The sequence below is a fragment of the Pontibacter locisalis genome (assembly GCF_042684605.1).
Lineage (GTDB): Bacteria > Bacteroidota > Bacteroidia > Cytophagales > Hymenobacteraceae > Pontibacter > Pontibacter locisalis.
On sequence record NZ_JBHULU010000012.1, the window covers coordinates 333,440 to 354,603 of the forward strand.

Annotated in this window: 17 protein-coding genes; 3 read left to right on the forward strand and 14 right to left on the reverse strand. The window is 47.7% G+C overall.

The features are described from left to right. Positions 1–155 precede the first annotated feature (155 nt). Entirely contained in the window at positions 156–2,225 is a 2,070-nt protein-coding gene (locus tag ACFSRY_RS09530; protein ID WP_377505997.1) for a sensor histidine kinase, read from the forward strand. Between the two features lie 107 nt (positions 2,226–2,332). After that, on the forward strand, positions 2,333–3,148 hold the full coding sequence (locus ACFSRY_RS09535; protein ID WP_377506000.1) for an alpha/beta fold hydrolase: 816 nt from the start codon (positions 2,333–2,335) through the stop codon (positions 3,146–3,148). Positions 3,149–3,151: 3 nt separating this feature from the next. On the opposite strand, the gene ACFSRY_RS09540 is transcribed toward ACFSRY_RS09535, so the two are convergent. The 12 genes from ACFSRY_RS09540 to ACFSRY_RS09595 form a co-directional block, all read right to left on the reverse strand. Then, on the reverse strand, positions 3,152–4,963 hold the full coding sequence (locus ACFSRY_RS09540) for a hypothetical protein (RefSeq protein WP_377506003.1): 1,812 nt from the start codon (positions 4,961–4,963) through the stop codon (positions 3,152–3,154). A gap of 10 nt (positions 4,964–4,973) precedes the next feature. Further along, positions 4,974–5,477: a YdeI/OmpD-associated family protein gene (locus ACFSRY_RS09545; protein ID WP_377506006.1), complete on the reverse strand. Its 504-nt coding sequence runs from the start codon at positions 5,475–5,477 to the stop codon at positions 4,974–4,976. Positions 5,478–5,496: 19 nt separating this feature from the next. Then, complete coding sequence (locus tag ACFSRY_RS09550; protein ID WP_377506009.1) at positions 5,497–7,677, reverse strand: DUF4175 family protein; 2,181 nt, start codon at positions 7,675–7,677, stop codon at positions 5,497–5,499. Next, the gene (locus tag ACFSRY_RS09555; RefSeq protein ID WP_377506012.1) at positions 7,674–9,182 is read right to left on the reverse strand and encodes a BatA domain-containing protein; all 1,509 of its coding nucleotides are present in this window, start codon (positions 9,180–9,182) and stop codon (positions 7,674–7,676) included. Before ACFSRY_RS09555 ends, ACFSRY_RS09550 begins: the two co-directional genes overlap by 4 nt. A gap of 33 nt (positions 9,183–9,215) precedes the next feature. Next, on the reverse strand, positions 9,216–9,950 hold the full coding sequence (locus tag ACFSRY_RS09560; RefSeq protein ID WP_377506015.1) for a class I SAM-dependent methyltransferase: 735 nt from the start codon (positions 9,948–9,950) through the stop codon (positions 9,216–9,218). A gap of 23 nt (positions 9,951–9,973) precedes the next feature. Further along, complete coding sequence (locus ACFSRY_RS09565; protein ID WP_377506018.1) at positions 9,974–10,873, reverse strand: DUF58 domain-containing protein; 900 nt, start codon at positions 10,871–10,873, stop codon at positions 9,974–9,976. Positions 10,874–10,925: 52 nt separating this feature from the next. Then, on the reverse strand, positions 10,926–11,465 hold the full coding sequence (locus ACFSRY_RS09570) for a hypothetical protein (RefSeq protein WP_377506021.1): 540 nt from the start codon (positions 11,463–11,465) through the stop codon (positions 10,926–10,928). A gap of 135 nt (positions 11,466–11,600) precedes the next feature. Then, positions 11,601–12,596: an AAA family ATPase gene (locus ACFSRY_RS09575; RefSeq protein ID WP_377506024.1), complete on the reverse strand. Its 996-nt coding sequence runs from the start codon at positions 12,594–12,596 to the stop codon at positions 11,601–11,603. A 362-nt stretch (positions 12,597–12,958) separates the two neighbouring features. Further along, complete coding sequence (locus ACFSRY_RS09580) at positions 12,959–13,576, reverse strand: DUF4159 domain-containing protein (RefSeq protein ID WP_377506027.1); 618 nt, start codon at positions 13,574–13,576, stop codon at positions 12,959–12,961. 90 nt (positions 13,577–13,666) lie between these two features. Continuing rightward, on the reverse strand, positions 13,667–14,983 hold the full coding sequence (locus ACFSRY_RS09585; RefSeq protein ID WP_377506030.1) for a TldD/PmbA family protein: 1,317 nt from the start codon (positions 14,981–14,983) through the stop codon (positions 13,667–13,669). Between the two features lie 30 nt (positions 14,984–15,013). Further along, on the reverse strand, positions 15,014–16,660 hold the full coding sequence (locus tag ACFSRY_RS09590; RefSeq protein WP_377506033.1) for a TldD/PmbA family protein: 1,647 nt from the start codon (positions 16,658–16,660) through the stop codon (positions 15,014–15,016). A 224-nt stretch (positions 16,661–16,884) separates the two neighbouring features. Then, entirely contained in the window at positions 16,885–17,523 is a 639-nt protein-coding gene (locus ACFSRY_RS09595; protein ID WP_377506036.1) for a septal ring lytic transglycosylase RlpA family protein, read from the reverse strand. 347 nt (positions 17,524–17,870) lie between these two features. Between ACFSRY_RS09595 and ACFSRY_RS09600 the strand changes: the two genes are divergently transcribed. Further along, complete coding sequence (locus ACFSRY_RS09600) at positions 17,871–18,779, forward strand: DUF72 domain-containing protein (RefSeq protein WP_377506039.1); 909 nt, start codon at positions 17,871–17,873, stop codon at positions 18,777–18,779. Positions 18,780–18,910: 131 nt separating this feature from the next. Here the strand turns inward: ACFSRY_RS09600 and ACFSRY_RS09605 are convergent, their stop codons facing one another. Together ACFSRY_RS09605 and ACFSRY_RS09610 are read right to left on the reverse strand one after the other, a co-directional pair. Beyond that, complete coding sequence (locus tag ACFSRY_RS09605) at positions 18,911–19,132, reverse strand: hypothetical protein (protein ID WP_377506042.1); 222 nt, start codon at positions 19,130–19,132, stop codon at positions 18,911–18,913. Between the two features lie 270 nt (positions 19,133–19,402). Then, positions 19,403–21,133 carry an erythromycin esterase family protein gene (locus ACFSRY_RS09610; RefSeq protein ID WP_377506045.1) on the reverse strand — a complete coding sequence of 577 codons (1,731 nt, stop codon included), beginning with the start codon at positions 21,131–21,133 and terminating at the stop codon, positions 19,403–19,405. Positions 21,134–21,164: the final 31 nt, after the last annotated feature.

A 21,164-nucleotide genomic window follows, 5' to 3' on the forward strand; every position in this document is an offset into this window, starting at 1 on the left:
GAGGCAAGTGGGGAAGAAGTATTGCTTTTCAAAGCTTTTTTGTAAATTGATAGATGCTTTTGTCACTTCTCGTTTTCCGGCTTCAAGTAAGAGTATGGCTTACCAGTCTCCTGTTGCTGATGAGCTGTGCCCTAGCTTTTGCTGCAGAGCAAAAAATGGATACGGTAGAAGTACAGCCTAATGGACAAGAACTGGTAAACCAGCTGCAGGTATTTCATGATAGAAGTGGGAAGCTCACATTAGACGAAGTGCGGCTACTCCCTTTTGAACTTCTGGATTCCACATCAACCCCTCAGGCAGGTAAGACAGTACACTGGGTACGTGTGGCATTGCGCAACACCAGCAATTATGAGCAGGAACGCTATCTCTATGCTGGCGACTGGAGTAAGGTGGAGCTATACATGCACCAGACAGACGGCTCCCTGGAAGTGAGGCAGACAGGGCAGCTCTTACCTGTGAGGGAACGTGACGTTCCACAAAGCAAACCCTATATGCGCATCAAGCTGATGCCCAGAAGTCACACTTCACTTTACCTGCGTCTGCAGGGAGACATAAACCTGTACAAGCCCCAGAGCCTTAGCCTGCAGTTACACACGCCTGAACAGATTGTGAAGGCAAACAATAACCGCTTGCTGGTACAAGGCATATTTATGGGCATCATACTGGTGATGGCACTCTACAACCTGGTACTCTTCTTTTCTGTCCGGGACCGAAGCTACCTGTACTACGTTTTGGCTCTCCTTGGCACAGGATTGTACTTCATGTTCTATCACGGTTTTGCGCTGGAGTTTCTCTGGCCAGACTATCCTTACTGGAATGCACATAGCTTCGCTTTTATCGTAACCTTCAATGGCCTGTTCCGATTGCTTTTCACCAGGAGCTACCTTGGCACCAAGCAGAGCCTTCCTCTTTGGGACAGGTTGTTGCTGCTGCTTGCCTTGCTGTATGCGTTGCCGGTGGCAATGGGGCTGCTCTCCTACTTCACACCTCTGGATCTGCTGCAGGCCTGTGTAGACCTGATTGGTATCATTGGGGGCTGTGTCTTAATTGTGATGTTGCTGGTAGGTGTGGCATCGCTACGGCAGGGGTATAGGCCTGCTTTATACTTCCTCATAGCCAACGTATTTTTCGTAGTAGGAGCATTACTTTTTATTCTGAAGGAAACGCACCTGCTACCAAATAACACAGTAACAGTTTATGCAGCACAGGTAGGAATGGTGGCTCAGGTCGTCCTTTTTTCACTTGGTTTGGCCTACAGGCTTAATACTGTTACCAGCGAACTGGCTGCGAAGGTGTTGGAAAAGGAGCGCCTGGAGCGCGAGAAGGAGGTAGAGCGTAAGCGCCTGATTGAACAACAGAAGAAGGAGCTGGAGATAATGGTAGCCAACCGTACTGCCGCGCTGCGCCTCAAAACGCAGGAACTGAACCAAACAGTAGGGCAGCTAAAGGCATCAGAGCACAAGCTTCGTCGCCTTAATCAATTGAAAGACCGCTTTTTCTCCATTATCTCACATGATATCCGTACTCCACTGGCAACGCTTGATTCGTTCCTGAACATCCTGCTGAACTACTCAGAAAAGATGAAACCAGAGCAGATGCAAAAGCTGGCCAATCATACACAGGTCTCGGTACGAAACTTACAGGCGCTGCTGGAGAACCTCCTGCAGTGGGCTGCCTCCCATACTTCCTCTGATCAGGCGATGCAGTTTAAACCTGAGCCACTAATGCTTCAGGACATCGTACAGCGAAATATTATGCTGTTGCAGGATACTGCAGATGCCAAGCAACTGCAATGGCAAATACAGGTGTCAGACAGGATACAGGTATTTGCGGATGCAAACATGCTCGACTTCATCATACGGAATCTGCTCCACAACGCAATCAAGTTCTCTAAACCACAGGGTGAAATAAAACTAAGTGCCAAGGCTACCGGTATTCGTTTTGCTGAGATAGCAGTAGAGGACACAGGCGTAGGCATGGCAGCAGATAAAGTAAAGTCTCTCTTCATGGCAGATCAACCTACTGCAACTACCAAAGGCACATCTAATGAAAAAGGCACAGGTTTGGGCTTGCTGCTGTGCCGCCAGTTTGTAGAGCTTTGTGGAGGTAGTATACGGGTACAAAGTGTTGAAGGCAAAGGCTCCTGCTTCTGGTTTACTGTGCCCCTTGTTCCTTCCAAAACCGATCGTAATCCTAAGCGGGAGTTGGAGGAGGAAATCTGCTAAAGAGGGAAAGAGCAGAGATATTATGTAGGCCCATAGAGGATGCCCGAATTTCTCTTTTTCAAATATTACATTAGTTTTGTTTTCAATCAGCTATCAAATAAACAACTATGAAGCATTCGCTACCAGATGGCCTGCAGCTATACTATGAGCTACACGGAAGCTCTGATGCTACACAAGCCATTGTTTTTCTAAATGGACTTTCGCAATCTACTGCAGCCTGGGCGGGATTGGTGCATGCCCTAGGTAAGAAGTACAGACTTATACTGGTAGACCTGCTTTTCCAGGGGCAGTCTGATGCTGCTCCCGAACATAGAAGCTTTGATGCCCATGCCGCCGACGTGGCTGATCTACTGCAGTCGCTTAACCTGCCTGACACTGTGCTAGCGGGAATATCTTACGGGGGAGCTGTAGCGCAACGATTTTTAGTTAATCACCCGGGCCTGGTACAGGCAGGCGCATTGTTGTCCACTTTCCCTTACAAGGATGCTTATTTCGATGCCATAGGGTATAGCTGGGAAGCTGCATTGAAAGTCGGGGGTTACCCGCTGATGTTGGATGTGATGTTGCCAACAGTGCTGGGGCGAAGCTACTTTCTTGATCCTATCATCAGCATAGAGAATCTGAAGAACAGCAAAGCCAACCAGAGCCCTACTCCCGAGAATATACTTAAACTGACTCAGGCTACTAAAGAGAGTGGCAATTACCTGGAACACCTAAAAAGAGTTCAGGTACCGGTGCTGGTAGTACAGGGAGAAGAAGATCCCTTGTGTACGGTGGAAATGGGAAAAGCAATGTACCAGGCGCTCCCCAACGCAGAGCTGGAGATACTGCCAAATGTAGGACATACGCTGAACCTGGAGTGTATTCCGGAGCTCATTCAACTTTTGGATACTTTCGCCGCTAAAATAAGGCAGGTAGTTTAATAGTTAGAATTTCTCCTCTAGCCATAGATAGCTGCTACTTAGCACGAAGAGCACAAAGAACCAGATTAAAGAAACCGGCTCTTTTTTATAGGCAACAGTACCGGACGAAGGTTCAATAGCTTGTTTTGCTATGTACTCCTGTGTTGCCCGCTGCCTTACCTGTATACCTGTATGAGGCCAATCTGTAGACTCATGTACATAGAAGTAGTGTGGCTCTGAATCTGTTGTCTGTACCTGAAACCAACCACTACGGCCTGGCCAGAAGGTGCCTGAAAACTGCTCTGGCTGGTGTGTGTTCTGCGCCAGTGCCAGGTTTACCCTTGCCGAATCAGCCAGGCGTACAACAGCGGCATCAGGTATTGTTGATGAGACATCAGAAGCATAATCTGTAAAAGTTAATACAACAGGCTTATCTGGTTGTGGTACCTGTGGTTGGTCTACTTTCCAGAACTTCTCCTGCACCTGCTCTTTTGCTATTCCGGTAAGTAAGTTTGCCCAGTAGCTGGCATAAATCTCACTCTTGCCCTCTAAATGCCATGCGAATGTTTGTGGTACATAACTCATCGCTACTTTTCCCCATCCTGCTCGCTTTACCCCGACTAATAGATTGTTTTTTTGCTCCTGCACCAGGCTATTAACAGCAGTAGTGTTGATAAGTGTGTAAGGAGCAGCGGTAGCAGTATAGGATTTCCCTGCCCAGGACGCGCGCACGTTGCGGGTATCCTGCTGTGACAGGCGCTTCGTTTGAAAGCCGGTAAAGAAGGCCGTGTGGCGGCTATTTAAAGGTGCCGTGGCAATGGTAAGAATCCCCAAGCCATCCTCAGTAACAGCTTTCTGCAGCACTGCCCTTTCCGTACTGCTCAGGTTTTGCAGCGCCTCCGGCTCCACAACTACAACATCAAAATTTTTCAGCAATTTGGGTGAGATTCGACTAAGGTTGATACGCGGCATGTTTAGCCATTCGCTTTGGCTAATCCCTTTGCTGACCGTTGTTTGCATGGCAACACGATGGTGCAGTTCTCCGAGATGATTTTTCAGAAACTTGAATTCAAAGTTAGGTGCTGATGCTAGCAATAAGACTCCCAGTTGCTTTGGTGGCAATACCTCTAAAGGCAGTTGACCTAAAGAGTCCAAACGTCCCTGCTGCTTTGTAAGGAGAGTATAAGTGTAGCGACCTGTTGCTTTTGGAGTGTAACTCAATTGAAAGGTTTGAGTGCTGTCAGGAGTTACTTCTACAGAATCCTGTGCTCTACCTGCCGCATAGAGGTACAGCATCATCTTTTCTTCATTTCCCGGAAAAGCTTTACCTGTTACCTCTATCGCCTCACCAAGATGCATATTAGGTGTCCAGGTAACTGCCTGGACTTCTGCAGGGGCGGCAGAAAGGTGTGGAACGATTTTTATCCTGTCAAGCATCTGCAGTTCCTCTTTATAAAGGCCATAGCCAAAGAGGTGTAGCTTCTGCAGGCCAGGTTGTTGCTGCCGAAGGGTATGTAAAGATGGTACAGCTACTGCGTTATTGGCTGAAGAGGTTTTGTAAGTATACAGCTGCGGCTTTGCCTCCAGTTTTTGAAGTAAGGCGTCTAATGAGTCAGAATTAAACCCTTCTGTTAAAAGTACTGCAGTGCTGGGGCTTATGGCTTGTTGCACAGCAGGCGGAAATACAAGTAGCACCAGGCTAATGCCTGCCACTGCGCTGGCAAGCAGGCGCCATACCAGCCTTTGCCGGTTTGGCCTGCGCCACGCCAGCCAAAACAGGAGAAGCACTATGACTCCTCCAATAAGCCAAGGCAAGTATATTTGTCCGGTTATCATTCCTTAAAAATTATTTGGGGGGTAGTCCAAGTATTGCCCTGAACTCCTCTTTACCCTCTGGTAGTTTCTTTAAATTTTCGATAAGCGATATAGAGCGGTCCACCCGCAGCTGTACGCTTTTCACTGCCCCTACATGATTGATGATGTAGCGTTGCATGCCAGGAGTCAAAAGTTCAAATCTTCTGGCACCTTCATCATCCTGCTTCAACAATTCTTCTAACTCCTCTGGTACTGTAGTGCCATACTTGCTCTCATCCCTCTCTAACTTAACAGCAACCCGATCACCACATTTTACTCCCAGGGCCTGCATCCTTTTTTTACTGATGCTGATATAGGCCCTTCCCTGCCCCAAGGCCATAAGACCGCACTGAAATGTAAGATTCTCATTTACTGTGCAATACAGGCGGAGCTGTAGTTTGCCACCTAATTGCTGCACGACTTCCTGCGGTATCTCCAGGTAGTGCATTCCAGGCAAGTGTGGCAAAAGGTCTATATGTGTGTTAAATTTTTTCATAAAGAATTCAAGACTTCATCTACTCTTCCAGCTGCTTTAGGTATTTTTTTGCCAGCTGGCTTCGCACTGTTTTTTGTGGCTGTGGTGTGATCTTTGGCGCAGGTAGCAACTCTGCCCAGGCTCGCTCTACAGTAGTTAAGCAGGGGCTGCATAGCTTCTTCCCTGAGTTTATCTCTGTGATCAGCTGCCGGAGGTCTTGCAGAGTCCGCAGGTTTTGCCCTGGCTTGTTGAGGGCCTGTTGTGCCAGTTCCTGCCCCGCTTTCTCCAGCAACTGTGCATCAGCCGGTTTATAACTGCCTGTTTGTTTATACTTTGCAAGCCACTGTAGTGCCGCCTGTATGTGTGGCAGCTTTTCTTTCTGTTCAATTACTCTCCTGTCAGAGGGTGCTGTAATCTTGTCCAGTTCTCCTGAAAGCCTCAGTTCCGGCTCTTTAAGTGGAGGTGCCTCAAAACCTGTTTTCGCTACATACGCCCGCTGCGACTGCTGTACTTCTTTTAACATCCGAAGGGCTTTGTACTCATAAGGCAGGGCTTCTTTTGGTTTGTGAGTTCGTAGCCTCAGTTCCGCTTCCCACATCTGCGCCAGTGCCCCTTTTAGTTTAGCTTTTACAGCCGGTTCGAAGATGGTCGCCTCGCCCTCCTGGTCGTGTTTGTGCATGTAAGGATCAAGCAGTGCTTCGGGGCTGTTATTGTCTGCAAACTCTTCATGGTCGTGGCCATCGCCAGGGAAGTGGTCCTCTTCTTCATGGCCTTCCTCACCCTCCGGTATACCGCCTCCCGGACCAATGCCGCTTTCAAACTCTTCGCCTAAAAATTTGCCATAGCGTAGGCGCAGCAGCTTTTGGTCTACGCCGAGGTTATTAGATCGCGCTTCAAAAGCAGCGCGGCTGATGCTCTTTTGCTCTTTCAGCAGCTTTTCGGTATCGATGATGATCTGGCGCTGGCTCCTGAAATACTCCGGCACCGGATTTACCCCCATCGACATATCAAAGGCCGCCTCTACAATAGTTGTATCTTCTATCTCCACAAAATAGGTTTCGGAGCGGGTATAGCCACGGTGGTTGTCCCAGGCCTGCAGATAGAAGTATAACTCATCGCCATAGGTCATGCCTAATTTCTGCAGGTCCAGTGTTTGATTGATGCTGTAGCTCCGGCGGTTGCCACTTAGGTTAAGTTTGATCTTTTCCTCTCTGAACTTTACAGCCTCGCCCGTCCCTTTGGCTACAGTGGCTATCATACTGGCTTCCCTGATGCCGTACTCATCCGTTAACTGTGCCCGTAACTTTACTCTCTGCGGCTCACCAAATAAAACTTCTGTATACTGCTCCGGCTGCTGTATCTGGATAACGGGTGCATTATCCGGAATTATTTCTAAAGTATAAAAGGCTGACTTTTGACCATTCAGGTTGATGGTGTAAAGTGCCGGAGAGGTAAAGCTGCGCGACAGGGTATAGCTTTTGCTATCGCCTGTAAATGGCAGTGGCTTCTGCTCATTTATTTCTAATTGTAGCTGATGAGGAGGTTTATCAGTGCGGACGTTCCAGGTAACTGTTGCACCCTCTTCTATACGCAGGTTAGGATCCATAGCGCTATAGGGCTGTTTCCCTGTATAAGCAGGAGGAGTAACCAGAATTTCTACTTGCTCTATTTTTACAGCAGTATCAGCGACAGCGGCAGGTGTGTCAGGAAAGTCTACTTTGATTGGCGCAGGCTCATTGAAAGCTTCTAAGGGAGCTGCTGGCAAGTATAAAATACCAATCGATGCCGCAATGGCTAACCCTAATAGCAGGTAAGATGGAGTGCCGCGTAAGGTAAACGTCTTTTGCTTCTCCGGATGTAGCTCATGTAGTATTCCTGCTATTTTCTGTTGTTGTAGTCGTTCCAGCAGATTCTTTGGCTCGTAGAGTAAGAGTGTAGTGCTGTCTTCCAGCTGAGGATACTGCCGGTTCAGGTGACGTGCTACCTGTTGAAGGTTTGTTTTAGAGATGCGCCTCCAACGAACTACTAAATAAACGATAGCTGCAAGTATGATAGCGAAAGCAGCCGCTGCTAACACAGGCACCTCCCATTGCCAGCGCAGCAGTATAGCCACACCCAACACCATTGCTGCCATTGCCTGTAGCGCATACAGCCAAAGCTTCGCCTGTACGTACTGCCTGCGAATATGCTGTAGTATATGTATGCTTTCTACCTGATTCATACTGATGCTTTGCTGCGCCTGTTGCTAATAACCCGCTCTATTAAAAATAGCACAAAAGCAGCTAATATTATCCATGGTAAAAGCGGCTCTCGGTGAGGATTAGTTGTGTTTTTAGCTACCAGAGAAGTTCGTTCTGTTGGAATTAGTTGCTGCTCGTCCAGTGCCCGAAGATCGAATAGTATTGCTTCTGGAGCTGGTAACAAAAGCGGGAGCAGTAACTCAGGTAGCTGCGCACTTCGCCCTAGTTCGCTCCAGGTGGAGGTAAATCCGCTCCTGAAAGTATAAACTTTGCCAGCACCTATCGGCTGCACAGAAAGTACAGGTTGGCTATTGGCAGCTATCCATAGATCTGTAGTCTTGTCGTTTAAACTGTTTACTGCGCTGATCTGGCGCACCTTAACTCCTGTCTCCCCTGTAGCTGCTATGTTGGTTTGGTAAGTCCGCGGACTCCTTTGTTGTTGTACCCAAAGCTTAGACCCCTGCTGCACCTGCTGCATTACCTGCTCAGGTACCTCTTCTGCCCGTAGCCAGAAGAACCAGTCAGCGGTGGTAGTGTCGGCATTGATATTGATGGGCAGGCTGGTGTAACTGCTGATAGACTGTATGGCTGCCTTCAAAAAGCGTGCTTCTTGCTGCTGTGCCTCATCGGCTAGTATGGAGACTTGTAATGGCTTTGTCTGTACCTGAACGTTGTTGCTGGCACTCCCGATCTTTGCCTGTAGCGTATCAACCAGATTCTGCAGTTGCAGGGTCTGGTTGTTTGGCAGACGCACACTCTGAGCACCTGCGCTAATGTAATGGCGGCTATATGTAATACCATTCCGGGAACTGTTTCCAACAATTAAGAGTAGGCTGTCCTGGGAAATCTTTACCGCTGTTTGTAGCCAGGAAGTCTGGGCATCTGTGGTAATCGGAACCCAGCGGATATTTATGGGTAGCACTTCTGGGCGGGAGCCGGCAAAGAAACGCTGCTGATCTGATGTAAAAAGCCAGACGCTGTCGGAGGCTTGTTTATGCTTTTCAGCCAGAACCGGTAAAAGGCTCCAGTAATTGGTGCTGCTGTGTAAGGTGCTGTCTGTTATCCTGGAACTGATCTGTTGCCACTCCTCCTGTGGTATCTGCCTGAAATCAGGCGTATACGTACGAAGTGAATAGCCTTGCTTCAGGAGTGAATCGACAGTAGGTTTTATCTGTTTTAGAGCGGAAGTATACAGTAATTCCTGCCCCAGGTATACTACCTTCTTCCCTTCCGGTTTTCGTGGCTGCTGTACCAAAACCGGCTGGGCCAGAGCCGCAGCCAAAAGTATAAGTATAAGGCACCGAAGTGCTAAGAGCCAGGCATCCGTTAACCTGATGCTGCTCCAGCGCCTGCTTGACGAGGGTTCCAGCCAACGCAGGCTACCTACCTTCACCGTTTTCCCCTGCCGTTTGTTCCAGAGGTGAATAGCAATGGGGATAAGTATAGCCGACGCTGCAAAAAGCCAGTATGGTGCTAGAAAGATCAAATTTAGTAATTGAATTAAAGGCCTTTGTATAAACTACACTTTCCCAACTCTTGAAATTATTTCGAAGCTGACCGTCTTATGAGGATCATTTCCCCAAGCTTGGCGTAACTCCTGCTCTACCAAGCCAACCGGGTTTTCCTGGTGCTGTTTCTCATAATGCTTCACTGCTGACCAGGTATTTAAATAGCCAATAAGTTGCTCCAAAGTCCAGGTAGATGTCATGGTAAAGTGCGGCACCTCCAGCTCTGTAAAAGGAAAAGGAATCGTTCTGTAGTTTTCGTCAATGTAACGTCGCTCTACATCCCAATAACTGCTAAGGATGCCATCGTACAACCTTTCAATCACCTTGTCTACTGAAGAATCTATTCTGATTAGCCCGTACCCAATGAGGGCAAGAACTCCCTGGGGCTTCAGTACTCGCTTTGCCTCCTTGTAAAATAGCTCAAACTCAAACCAATGTACTGCCTGCGCTACTACAATTAAGTCTACAGACGAGGTGGAGAGAGAAGTATGTTCTGCCGGTTCTATAAGGTATTGTATGTTAAGTAGCTGTGGAGCATTCCGCAGCTGTTGTTCGCTAATGTCTGTTGCGACAACGCTTGCAAAATATTCGGATAACATACCAGCCACCTGTCCATTGCCAGTCGCGCAGTCCCATGCCAATGTATGTGAAGGGGCCAGGGCTACTAAATGTGCTATTAATTCATGAGGATAGGTGGGCCTGTACTTTGCGTAATCGGCAGCGTGTCCTGAGAAGTTATCTTTCATGTCTCTAAACTCTTTCCGGTGCTTCAGCTATAGATTAATCGCTTTTGCAGAAATGTTCTTAATGCTTTATCCAGTGGTTCATCGGTTACAAACCTGTCATAGGCAATCTGGTGATCACGCATATCTTTCTCTGTTTCCTGTAGCCATGCCTTTTGGCGCTCCAGGTAAAGCTTCCGCTGTTCCGCTGTAGCTACCTGCAATGTTTGTCCCGTTTCAAGATCCTCAAAAGTTAGAGTGCCACTATAGGAAAATTCAAGTTCATTGCGGCTCATTAAATGAAACAGCAGTAACTCGTGCCGCTGTGCCCCCAGCTTGTAGAGCAGGTCTTTTATTTCATTTTCGTGCTCATACAAATCAGTTAGAAACACCGTTAGCTCTTTCTGCCTTCGGTCTGTAAACATGTTCGCTGCATTTTGTGCACTCGGGAACCTGCCTTGTGGCTTAACCTCTGTCAGTTGGTGCCAGAAGCGCTGCAGGTGCATATTATCAGATCGCGGCGTCAGATTAATGAGTTGATTCTCGTGCAGTACGTAAAGCCCCACCGCATCGCCCTGCGTAGTTGCTAAATAAGCCAGCGACGCCACCAGGAAGCGCGCGTAATCCATTTTGCTGATGCCGCTTATATCCTCATGTGCCATAGAGGCGCTGCCGTCCAGTATAAACCGTACTGTGATGTTTGTGTCTACCTCAGCTTCACGGATATAATAACGGTCGGAGCGGGCAAACATCTTCCAGTCCAGCTGCCGCAGGTCATCCCCAGGCTGATAGCTGCGGTACTGGCTAAATTCCAGTCCAGCCCCGCGCCGCAGGCTCTGGTTCTGGCCCGACAGAAAGCCTTCCACTACTGTTTTAGCCAACAGCGGCAGGTCTTTGATGGTAGCCAGTACCTTCGGGTCGATGAACTTGTTTGCGTTACTTGCCATATATTTGATTCTCTTGCAGCTTCAGATAAAGAGAAAGTATTGTCATCTAGCGCTAAACTATACTTTGCCTTAGCTTCATATCTGCCAGTTCTGCTTCGATAGCCGCCTCATCAAGTATGATATCCACTCCGCCAATCAGCTCCTCTCGCACTTTTAGCATGTACTTCCTGATGTCGGTGTAAAGCACGATGGCTGTGTCGTAGTGGATGGTTTCGTCGAACTCCTGGTTCCAGTCCTGGTACACTTCTATCATCAGCACCTGCGACGACAACAGCTTGATTTCGGAATGTTGCCCGGACTGCAGCAGTTTCTCTTTTCTTAAGGGTGTTTTGCTCTCTTCAAGAGTAAACTCATAATAGGTGGTAGACGATTTGGAGGTGAGCTTATAATCGGCGCTGATGTTGATAAAAGTCAGGTCGCCCCGGTTAGTTTTAAGGCCAAGTGCAAACTCTGGAGCCCAGTACAACACCTTGTTGCCGGTTGCCTCTACTTTAATGTTGTCGGTAAAGAAGTAGCAGATCCTTTCTCCCACGATCTTCTTCAGGAGCTGTGTACCTGCCTCCGTCAGTTTTATAGTTGCTATCTCTTCCATCTGTTTCTTTATTATATTATAGCGCGAGCGTCCTCGCTCGTGTTTAGTATAGTAAGGCCTCTGGCCGCTTTATGCAGAGCAAGCTGGGCCAGAGGCCCCTGCTATAGTTAGTTACGAGCGTGGACGCTCGCGCCATCATACCAACACCGCCTTTGGCAACTTTATGCTTTGCAACAGCTCCTCCACCACATTGTCCGGTGTGATACCTTCCGCCTCTGCTGTAAAGTTTATGAGCACCCTGTGTCGTAGCACAGGATAAGCCATGGTACGGATGTCATCCACAGTAACAGCAAAACGGCCATTTAGCAAGGCTCTTGCTTTAGATGTAAGTATAAGTGCCTGACCGGCGCGTGGCCCTGCACCCCAGCGGCAGTATTGTTTTACAAAATCTACACTTGTGCTGTCGGGGCGGGTGGCGCGTACGAGTTGGTTCACGAAGCTCAAGAGTTCATCGCTTATACTTACCTCGCGTACCAGTTGTCGTAGCATTAGCACTTCCTCACCGGTAATTACTGGCTGTACCTGTGCCTGTCGTGTGCCTGTGGTACTGGTAAGTATGTTCAACTCCTCTTGCTCAGTAGGGTACTTGATTTTGATGTACAGCAGAAAGCGGTCCAGCTGCGCCTCGGGAAGCGGGTAGGTTCCGGCTTGCTCTATCGGGTTTTGTGTGGCCAGCAGGAAGAAAGGCTTCGGCAGGAAGTATGTTTTACCGGCGTAAGTTACCTCATGCTCCTGCATGGCCTCCAGGAGCGCCGCCTGGGTTTTAGGCGGTGTGCGGTTTATCTCGTCGGCCAGCACAATATTAGAGAAGATCGGCCCTTCGTTAAACTTAAAGAAGCGCTTGCCGGTGGCGTGGTCTTCCTCCAGTACTTCGGTGCCAAGTATATCCGTTGGCATCAGGTCTGGAGTGAACTGAATTCTACGGAAGCCTAAGTCCATCGCGTTGCTGAGCGTGCGCACCAAAAGGGTCTTGGCAAGACCCGGTACGCCTTCCAGCAAACCGTGTCCACCAGCCATCATGGTAATTAGCACTTCGTCGAGCACCTCTTCCTGGCCTACAATTACTTTCTGTATTTCCTGCTTTAGCTGAGGTAGCTTACCGAGCAGGTGGTTTATGTCTTTTTCAGTCATTTTATACTTGACCTGTTTTCATTTTATTTAAGCCTCAGCTTATGCTTCAGTTGCTGAGATCTCTGCCGGCTTTTCGCCTCGCCGGCTGGGCCTTACTTTTCTCCTTGATGGGGGTAGGGGCCCTCGATAAAGAGAAAAGTGAGCAAAAGAATCAAGGCAATTTTGTTTATCGAGGGCCCCTACCCCCACTCGCTGACCGCTCAGACAAGAAATCGTCGGTGGTGCACTTAGCTAAAGGCTTTACCTTGTAGAAATAAAGGACTTAATCATTTGCCATTGTTGGTGTTTTCACCAACATTTAATACATAGGCCATTTTGCTTACTGCTGAGAACACATTGCATGGGCGGTTGCAGATCAACTGCTAACTGGTAAGCGCATACATAATGATATTCACTCCAAATTTTGTGTTATCCTCTGCCAGCCAACGTTTGTTCCGGAAGTCATAGTCCCACTCGCAGCCGTAGTCTTTGTTGCTGTATAGTACCGCTATGCGGCCGTTTACTTCTATTGCTTTCAGGTAGTCGTGCACCAGGTCGTCGCCCCAGCCGTTTAGTTCGAAGCTAGTAGTGGGTGGTCCCTCTTCAAAAGTAAAGAAGCTACTGTAAAGTTTATGGTTGTTCGGGATCTTCTTCAGTGCGCTTGCTCCGAATATCTGCCGCATCTGCTCCTCAAACGATTTTGCAAAAAGCCCGTCGATATCGTGGTTGCAGTCGTCTACGAACACAAAACCACCATTCTTCACATAGGTCTCAAAGTTCTGCCGCTCCTTCTGGTTAAACTGCACCAGCTTATGCCCGCTCAGATAGCTAAAGGGGTAGTTAAACAACTCCGCACTTTCCAGTGAAATTACCTTTTCCTGCTCGTTTACCGGCACCGTTGTGTACTGGATAAGCGAGTGCAGCAGGTTACTCGGCATGCGCGGATCAGTATCCCAGTTGCCGGAGCGGTATTGCAGGCGCACGAAGGTAAATGGTTGCACAGGTAGTGTATTGGTTATTGGATAAAGTATGAAAATGAATGCCGCACACAGCAAGCTGCATACGGCATCCAAAGTATAATTCAGCAGCTTTTAAACCGCATCTGAAAGGCTTGTAAATGTAAAGTCGCGGATCTTCATTGGCGGAATCAGGCTGCCATTGATGCGTTGCGGCTTGCCGAGCGCCTCCAGGTTATTGAGCATGATCACCGGGCTTTCGTTGAAGCGGAAGTTCTTCACCGGATACATGATTTTACCGTTCTCGATGTAGAAGGTGCCGTCGCGGGTAAGGCCGGTGTAGAGCAGCGTTTGCGGGTCTACTGTGCGGATGTACCACAGGCGCGTCACCAGTATGCCGCGCTTCGTGCTCTTGATCATATCTTCCAAGGATGCGTTGCCACCTTCCATGATCACATTACTTGGTGGCGGAACAGACACAGCACCTTTGTTTGAAGCCCAATAGCGGGTGTTGTACAGGTTTTTCACCACACCTTTGTCTATCCAGGTAATTTTCTTCTGCGGACGGCCATCTCCTGCAAACGGAGAGCCCGGTACATCAGGGTGTGACGGATCTGAATACACGTTGATACGCTCATCCACCAGTTTCTCGCCAACTTTCGTTTTACCACCCGGCTTGCTCAGGAAGCTTCGGCCTTCTTCGGCGTTACGCTGGTCCATGTTGAAGAACATGTTTTGCAGCAGGTCGATAGAAGCGGCTGGCTCCAGGATAACCGTATACTTGCCTGGCTCTAAGGCTTTAGCGTTCTTGGAATTAGCCGCTTTCTCGGCGGCTATTTGCGATGCTTTACCTGTATCCAGTTTGCTTACATCTGAAAAATCCTGCGTTACATAACCTGAGCCAGTGCCATCTTCGGTACGCATGGTTACTGAGAAATCCACGTAAGTAGAAGGATGATAAGCAAACAAGCCTTTGTTGTTCATCTTCGACGTGAAGCTAGTATAGTGCTCCAGGAAGCCGGCAGCTGTCAGACCTTTGGCTGCGGCGGCCTTTATGCTTTTAGCGGCTGCCTCTGCTCTGTATGCCGGGTCTATATTAGCTGTAGAGTCAAAGTGGGCTTTGGTGGAGATGTACTCCTGTGGCCCCAGGAACTCTATATACTCCGGGCTTTCCGGTGCCAGGCGCGCTGTCTCCTCGGAACGGCGAATTACCTTCTCCAAAGATTTATCGTCGAACTCGTTGATGGTGGCCACACCGGAACGTTTGCCAAAACGAGACTCTACAGCCATGGTCGTGTTTTCTTCCGCACCACTGGTTGATACCTCGTTACGTGCATAGCGGATGTTGCCGCCACTGTTACCGCTAAGTGTTATCTCGCACTCATCGGCTTTTGAATAAGCCAGCGCCTTCTTCAGTATCGCCTGAGCTTCTTCTCTTGTTAATATTGCCATTTTACTTAATGCTCATTAGAAGGTGAAAGACTAGATTTTACGCGCTGTGTTGATCACGTTCACACCGTTAAAGCGGGTGTGGGCAGAGCCGTGTGATACCGCACTAACCTGGCTCGGCTGTCCTTTTCCATCGAAGAACGAGCCGAACAGACGGTAATCGCTTTCGTCGCAGGAGCCGGCGCAGGAGTTCCAGAACTCCTGGGTGTTGCTTTGGTAAGCCACATCCTCTAGTGGGCCAACTATTTTACCGTTCTTGATCTCGTGGAAGGTAGTACCGCCAAACTGGAAGTTGTAGCGCTGCTGATCGATAGAGTAAGAGCCACGGCCTGCAATATAAATACCTTTGTCCACACCACTTATCAACTGATCCACGTTCATCTTCTCTTTGCCCGGCGCCAGCGATACATTTGGCATACGCTGGAACTGCACCGAGCTCCAGCTGTCGGCATAGCAGCAGCCATGCGATTCCGGCTCGTTAATAATGTGCGCCTGATCCCGGATAGCCTGATAGTTTACCAGCACACCATCTTTAATCAGATCCCACTTCTTCGTTTTCACACCTTCATCATCCCAGCCAACATAGCCTAGTGATCCTGGCTGTATTTTATCGGCGAAGATATTCACCTTATCAGAGCCATACTTAAAGTTCTTAGACTTCCACTTATCCAAAGTGGCAAATGAGGTTCCAGCATAATTAGCTTCATAGCCTAGCACGCGGTCCAGCTCCAGCGGGTGGCCAACAGATTCATGGATAGTAAGACCAAGGTGGTTCGGATCCAGTACAAGGTCATATTTGCCTGCCTGTACTGATTTAGCTGTTAATTTTTCGCGGGCTTGCTTGGCAGCCAGAGCGGCATCTTCCAGCATATCATAGGCATAGCGGTAGCCCATCAAACCTGTGCCCTCCGGACCTTTTATCTTTTCAGAGGCCTTTGGAACCATGTATTCCCAGCCCATACCCATAGGCGCGCTCAGTGCCTCGCGGGTTTTAAACTTGCCGGACGCTTTATCAACAGCCGTTACGGTAAAGTTTGGCCAGATGCGGTGGATGTCCTGATCTATGTATGAGCCCTCTGTGGAAGCAAAGTATTTTTGCTCGTTCACCTGGAACAGGGCAGAGTTTACGAAGTTTGCGCCATTATCCATGGCAGCGGCGTTGGCAGCTAAAAGCAGGTCAGCTTTCTCACCAACAGGCACTTCGAAAGCGCTCTTCTCGATTGGCGTTTTCCAGCTTACTTCGCCATAACCAGGAACTGGAGCCAATTTAACAGGCTCCTTCTGGAGCTTGGAATTGGCTTTAGCAATGGCCACAGCTTGTTCAGCAGCTTTTGCGACACCTTTATCTGATACGTCAGAGGTGGCGGCAAAGCCCCACGTGCCGTTCGCCAATACACGTACGCCTACACCAAAGGACTCTGCGTTTACAATATTCTGCACTTGCTTCTCGCGGGTGAAGACGTATTGCTGCAGATAACGGCCAATCCGTACATCAGCATAGTTAGCACCTTTTGATTTGGCAGTATTCAGGGCGACGTCGGCAAGGCGCTTTTTTAAGGCTACATCAACAGTCTCAAGCGCTCGCTCTGGCGAAATGATATCACCGAACACAGGAATGGAAGGCATCATTAAGCCTCCGAATCCCAGCGCTGATAATTCAATAAAGTGTCGTCGTTTCAAAGTTTAGTCGGTTAGGTTAAAATTTGTTAAGTTTAGTTTTGGGTAACTAAGTATAACAAATCTGTTTTGTAAATCAAAGTGCAACCACTGACTATAAGCTCAATAGCTGGTTTTTATAGATGAACAACCGCTTGCCTTCTATAAAGGCAGCAGGTGTAAAAACGCAAAAAGCGCAGAACCTTTACCAGATCCTGCGCTTTTTCTATAGGTTACTAGAAGTTAGGCTATGCCTCTTTTACTAAACCAGAAAGTCCTTCTTCCTTCAAAAGTTCATTAAAAGCCTCTGCTTCCTGGCGGTTGTCAAAACGACCTGCTCTGATGAGATGGACCTTTTTGCCTTTTACTTGCTCTTCTATTAGCTCAACCCTCAGGTGCTTATCAAACGCCTTTAGCTTTGCCGTAAGTTGCTGTGCGTTTTTGTAATTCGCATAAGTACCCGTCTGAATTGTGAAGAAGCCGGCATCAGTTGATGCATAGTCTCCTGGCAATTCAAGTATCTCTACTTTTACATTGCCAATGCCTTTGCCGCGGAATTGCAGCTTTCGTGCCGCTGCCTCTGAAACATCAATGATACGGTCACCTACAAAAGGGCCTCTGTCGTTGATGCGCACAATAACTGATTCGTCATTGTCGAGGTTAGTGACTTTCACTTTCGTGCCGAAAGGAAGTGTTTTGTGAGCGGCGGTCATGTCGTTCTTGTTGAAGGGTTCACCGCTGCTGGTTTTTCTACCGTGATATCTGCTTCCGTACCACGAAGCTTCTCCGGTTTGGATGTCCTGGTTCTGTGCGAAAATTGGTTGATGAATGCCAATAAATAGAAGAATGATTACTGTAAATAGGTAGCACTTTCTATTATTTATCATATCATTAATTAGTTGATGAAGCCGCAAAGTTACGGAATATTTTGCAAACGAGGCGTTTTAGGCGATTATTGCATGCAGGATGTGGGGGGATACAGGTGGAGATGCAAAATTTGCTATAAGTCAGATTTTTGTAAAAGCTGCTTTTAAAGCATTTAAGGCTATTTTTTTTAATGATTTCTGTATAGAAAATAGCCTATAAAAAATAATTAAATTTTTTTTTATGACCAAGGGAAAATCAGTTAAAAAAATCGAATATTCCTGAATATTTTGAAAACGGAGACCGTAACACCGTACAGTTTTGCTCCTATGCTTAAGCAGGCTCGTATAGACTCTTACAAATTAAAGGTATGGATTTCGGAAAGCTACAAGATGTCAGCCACGTAGACTTTAAGCTGCCCCCAAATCACCCTGATACACTGCCGTTGCTAAAGCGCTCCGGTAGTTATCTGAAGCCCCAGGCTTATGTAGGGTTGCCTGTGTGGGTGAACAAGGCTTGGGTGGGAAAATACTACCCTGTTGGGATGCCAGAAAAGGAGTCTCTACTATGGTATGGCAAGCAGTTCAATACCATTGAACTTAACAGCACGCACTACCACATTCCCAGCCCCGACACAATTGACCGCTGGCGAAACATGGTGCCGCGGGGATTTAAGTTCTGTCCAAAGTTTCCGCAGCTCATCAGCCACGAGGCTGCCTTGCGCAGCACACAGGATGTAACGGCTGCTTTTTGTGAGTCCATTGCGGGGCTGGAGGAGAAGCTGGGAAGTTCTTTTCTGCAGTTGCCGCCATACTTTGCGCCTAGTCAGCTACCCGACCTGGAGGCTTTCCTTACCTTTATCCCTGAAAGCATACCTGTTACTGTTGAGCTGCGCCACCCCGATTGGTTTGTGGATAACGTGGCAAGCCTGGAGCTTTTTGAGGTGCTGGAGAAGTACAGAGTTGGAACCGTACTAACGGATGTGGCCGGACGCCGCGATGTGCTGCACATGCGCCTCACCACGCCTTCTGCCATGATACGCTTTGTAGGCAATGGTTTACATCCAACGGATTACTCCCGCATTGATGCCTGGGTAGAGCGCCTGAAAGTATGGTTTGATAGTGGCTTACAGCAACTATACTTTTTCGTGCATGAGCCTGATAATACCTTAGCCCCGGAACTGGCAGCTTACCTGATTGAGAAGCTGAATAAGGCTTGTGGTTTTGATCTGATCCCTCCCAGGAAGATTATACAACCGGTGCAGGGAGAGCTGTTTTAGAGGGTGGCTTGGCTATAGTGCACCATAATGCACTATAGGTGTTATTGGGCAGCGTTTTGTTTAACCTGCTATAAGCTTTGGCATCTGCCTAGAAGCTCTAGCAAATAACATAGATTTTCCTTCGGTATAAACTATAGTTTAAAGATGTTTCTAATGAAGGAATTTATTCTGCGATCTATAACTAAGTTGAAGTAGTGTGGCAGTAACACAATGGTGCGATTATAACTCCAATCCTCAATAGGCATGATAGCCATCATTATAGACTCAGCACATATATAAGGAACCACCACGATTAACAGTAAAGCTTTAATATATACCCACACCCATGCTTTAGCATGAAGTGGGGTTCCCATGAACCTATTATATAGGCTGTGAAACCTATAATGATAAGCATAATAGAAAACCAGCATTGTGATTATGTGTAAAACTAAAGCCATAGATTAATTTAGTTTAAATGTCTTTTACTGAGCTATGTTAAATTTCATTACTATGCATTTTGATTGCAAATTCAGCTCAACTAGTAGGTTGTCAACTTATATCGCAGATTATAAGTGAAGTGGAGTACCTAAATTCTGAGTTAAATTTTCAATGTTTTAAAAGAATGTCACATTAAGCCCTAATTCTTACTTCAAAAGGCTTATGTGTATTGATTCACTTTCTGGTTGATAAAATTTCTTGCTTGAGCATCGCTTGTAGCGCTCCCCATAAAGTATGATGTCTTGATGCCGCACCGGAACACCATTCATGGTAAAGTCAGTTAGAGAAAAGTCTTTTACTTTGGTTCCGGAGAAGCGTAACCGGATGTAAGCCGTGCCATCCGGAGGGGAGAGTATTTTAGTAAGTTTCTCTTCAGGCAATAGTTGTGTTGCTTCGTAGTCTATTAGTTCCTGATCCTCATTCAGGTAATTAATAGAAAGTTCTACTCCTTTCTTGGCCTGATAGGTATTTAGGGTGCTGTAGGAGGTCGTACAGGAGATCCTGAGGGTGTTGCCCTGTAGCAAATCGCGATGTCTTTCCTTGTCCAGCTCCAGTTCCATGTTGAAACCATACAGCTTCCTGACCTGAAGAGGAGTGGATTCTCTGATGTAGAAAACTCCATCAAAGGCTTCTGCCAGATCTTCAGTGCGAGAGTACATGGGTGCGGGAGAGGCAATACCCATCGAGATGGTGTGACTTCGGTTAAAGAACTCCCTTAGCGCTGGCGTCGCATTCAGGTGCAGCAGGCCGGCAGGAGAGTTTGTTGCCTTGGCTATGGCTGTACCTATCTTACCCATTTTTTTAGCAATGGTAGTAACCTCCTCTTTCTCAGAATAGATGTATCTCCCTTTCCAAGCTTCAGTGCCGATGACCGCATACTTATCCCGGTGATGTTGGTTGAGGTGCCATCCTAGACGAGCAATACCAGGAGAAATATCTTTGTAGCCAACCTTCTTCGCAATGTGCACATTATGTGCGTACACAAGCATTTTCGCCTCCGGCCTTTGCTTCAAAACCCACTTTATGTTACTGTACATAGTAGAATCCCTGAAGGAGTCTTGCGAATGGCTTGCAGCGTAGTAGGACCTAAGGGCATGATTTAGGTTAGTGATGCTTTGGTACAGCCATAGTTGTTTCAGGTTTAGGCTATCCTGTTGGTGGTTGCCTTGCTGTATCAACCTGTAAAGCGGTTGTATCTTGTTCAGGATATCCTCCAAAGGGGTTATCTGACGAGTGTGTTGTGATACGCTATATAGCGGGAACTCCTTGACAGCTGTCAGCGCCTGGTGTGTTTCGGAGGGGAGAGTGATATTGTTCTCTTCACAGTACAAGAGTGCGTTACGAGCCGCCTCATTGGGCGTATTCACATCCGCTCCAAGGAACCACACCTTTTCGTGCGGCGGCTTATCGCTGTTGTAGGCACGAATCCATTCTATCAGCTGTATCCTGTCCTCCTGCAGGAATGCGTGTGGCGTATGAAGTCCTGCTTCGTCTCCTTCTAGGTTTTGCAGTACGTAGTGGTTGAGTGCCCACGTATCGGCGAAGTTCATCTCCGCAAATACCACCACATTAAATCCCTTCTCCCGGATAAGCTTTTTAGTGATGAGGGCAAAGGCTCTTTCAAATTCTGCCGTCCCGTGCGTAGCCTCTCCAAAGCCTAAGATAGACTTATCGTCCACGATCTTGTACAAGGATTCGTGAAAAGCTGCTGTATCCCTGCTGGTGCCCGAAAAATCTAACGGGGCAATGTGTGCAGCTATTTGTGGCGCAATCTCCCGCTGCAGGTGTAGCACCCACATTCTCTCAAAAAAGAATGCAACCAATGCGGCAAGCAGGACATACAGTGTCCACTTTACCGTCTTTTTAAGTTTGCTCATACTATATCTATGCAGTGCAGTCTTTATACAA

Bases quoted from the DNA above. Each gene is read 5' to 3' on its own strand.
- ACFSRY_RS09530 (WP_377505997.1), top strand. From the start codon at position 156: ATGGATACGGTAGAAGTACAGCCTAATGGACAAGAACTGGTAAACCAG.
- ACFSRY_RS09535 (WP_377506000.1), top strand. From the start codon at position 2,333: ATGAAGCATTCGCTACCAGATGGCCTGCAGCTATACTATGAGCTACAC.
- ACFSRY_RS09540 (WP_377506003.1), bottom strand. From the start codon at position 4,963: ATGATAACCGGACAAATATACTTGCCTTGGCTTATTGGAGGAGTCATA.
- ACFSRY_RS09545 (WP_377506006.1), bottom strand. From the start codon at position 5,477: ATGAAAAAATTTAACACACATATAGACCTTTTGCCACACTTGCCTGGA.
- ACFSRY_RS09550 (WP_377506009.1), bottom strand. From the start codon at position 7,677: ATGAATCAGGTAGAAAGCATACATATACTACAGCATATTCGCAGGCAG.
- ACFSRY_RS09560 (WP_377506015.1), bottom strand. From the start codon at position 9,950: ATGAAAGATAACTTCTCAGGACACGCTGCCGATTACGCAAAGTACAGG.
- ACFSRY_RS09565 (WP_377506018.1), bottom strand. From the start codon at position 10,873: ATGGCAAGTAACGCAAACAAGTTCATCGACCCGAAGGTACTGGCTACC.
- ACFSRY_RS09570 (WP_377506021.1), bottom strand. From the start codon at position 11,465: ATGGAAGAGATAGCAACTATAAAACTGACGGAGGCAGGTACACAGCTC.
- ACFSRY_RS09575 (WP_377506024.1), bottom strand. From the start codon at position 12,596: ATGACTGAAAAAGACATAAACCACCTGCTCGGTAAGCTACCTCAGCTA.
- ACFSRY_RS09585 (WP_377506030.1), bottom strand. From the start codon at position 14,983: ATGGCAATATTAACAAGAGAAGAAGCTCAGGCGATACTGAAGAAGGCG.
- ACFSRY_RS09595 (WP_377506036.1), bottom strand. From the start codon at position 17,523: ATGATAAATAATAGAAAGTGCTACCTATTTACAGTAATCATTCTTCTA.
- ACFSRY_RS09600 (WP_377506039.1), top strand. From the start codon at position 17,871: ATGGATTTCGGAAAGCTACAAGATGTCAGCCACGTAGACTTTAAGCTG.
- ACFSRY_RS09605 (WP_377506042.1), bottom strand. From the start codon at position 19,132: ATGGGAACCCCACTTCATGCTAAAGCATGGGTGTGGGTATATATTAAA.
- ACFSRY_RS09610 (WP_377506045.1), bottom strand. From the start codon at position 21,133: ATGAGCAAACTTAAAAAGACGGTAAAGTGGACACTGTATGTCCTGCTT.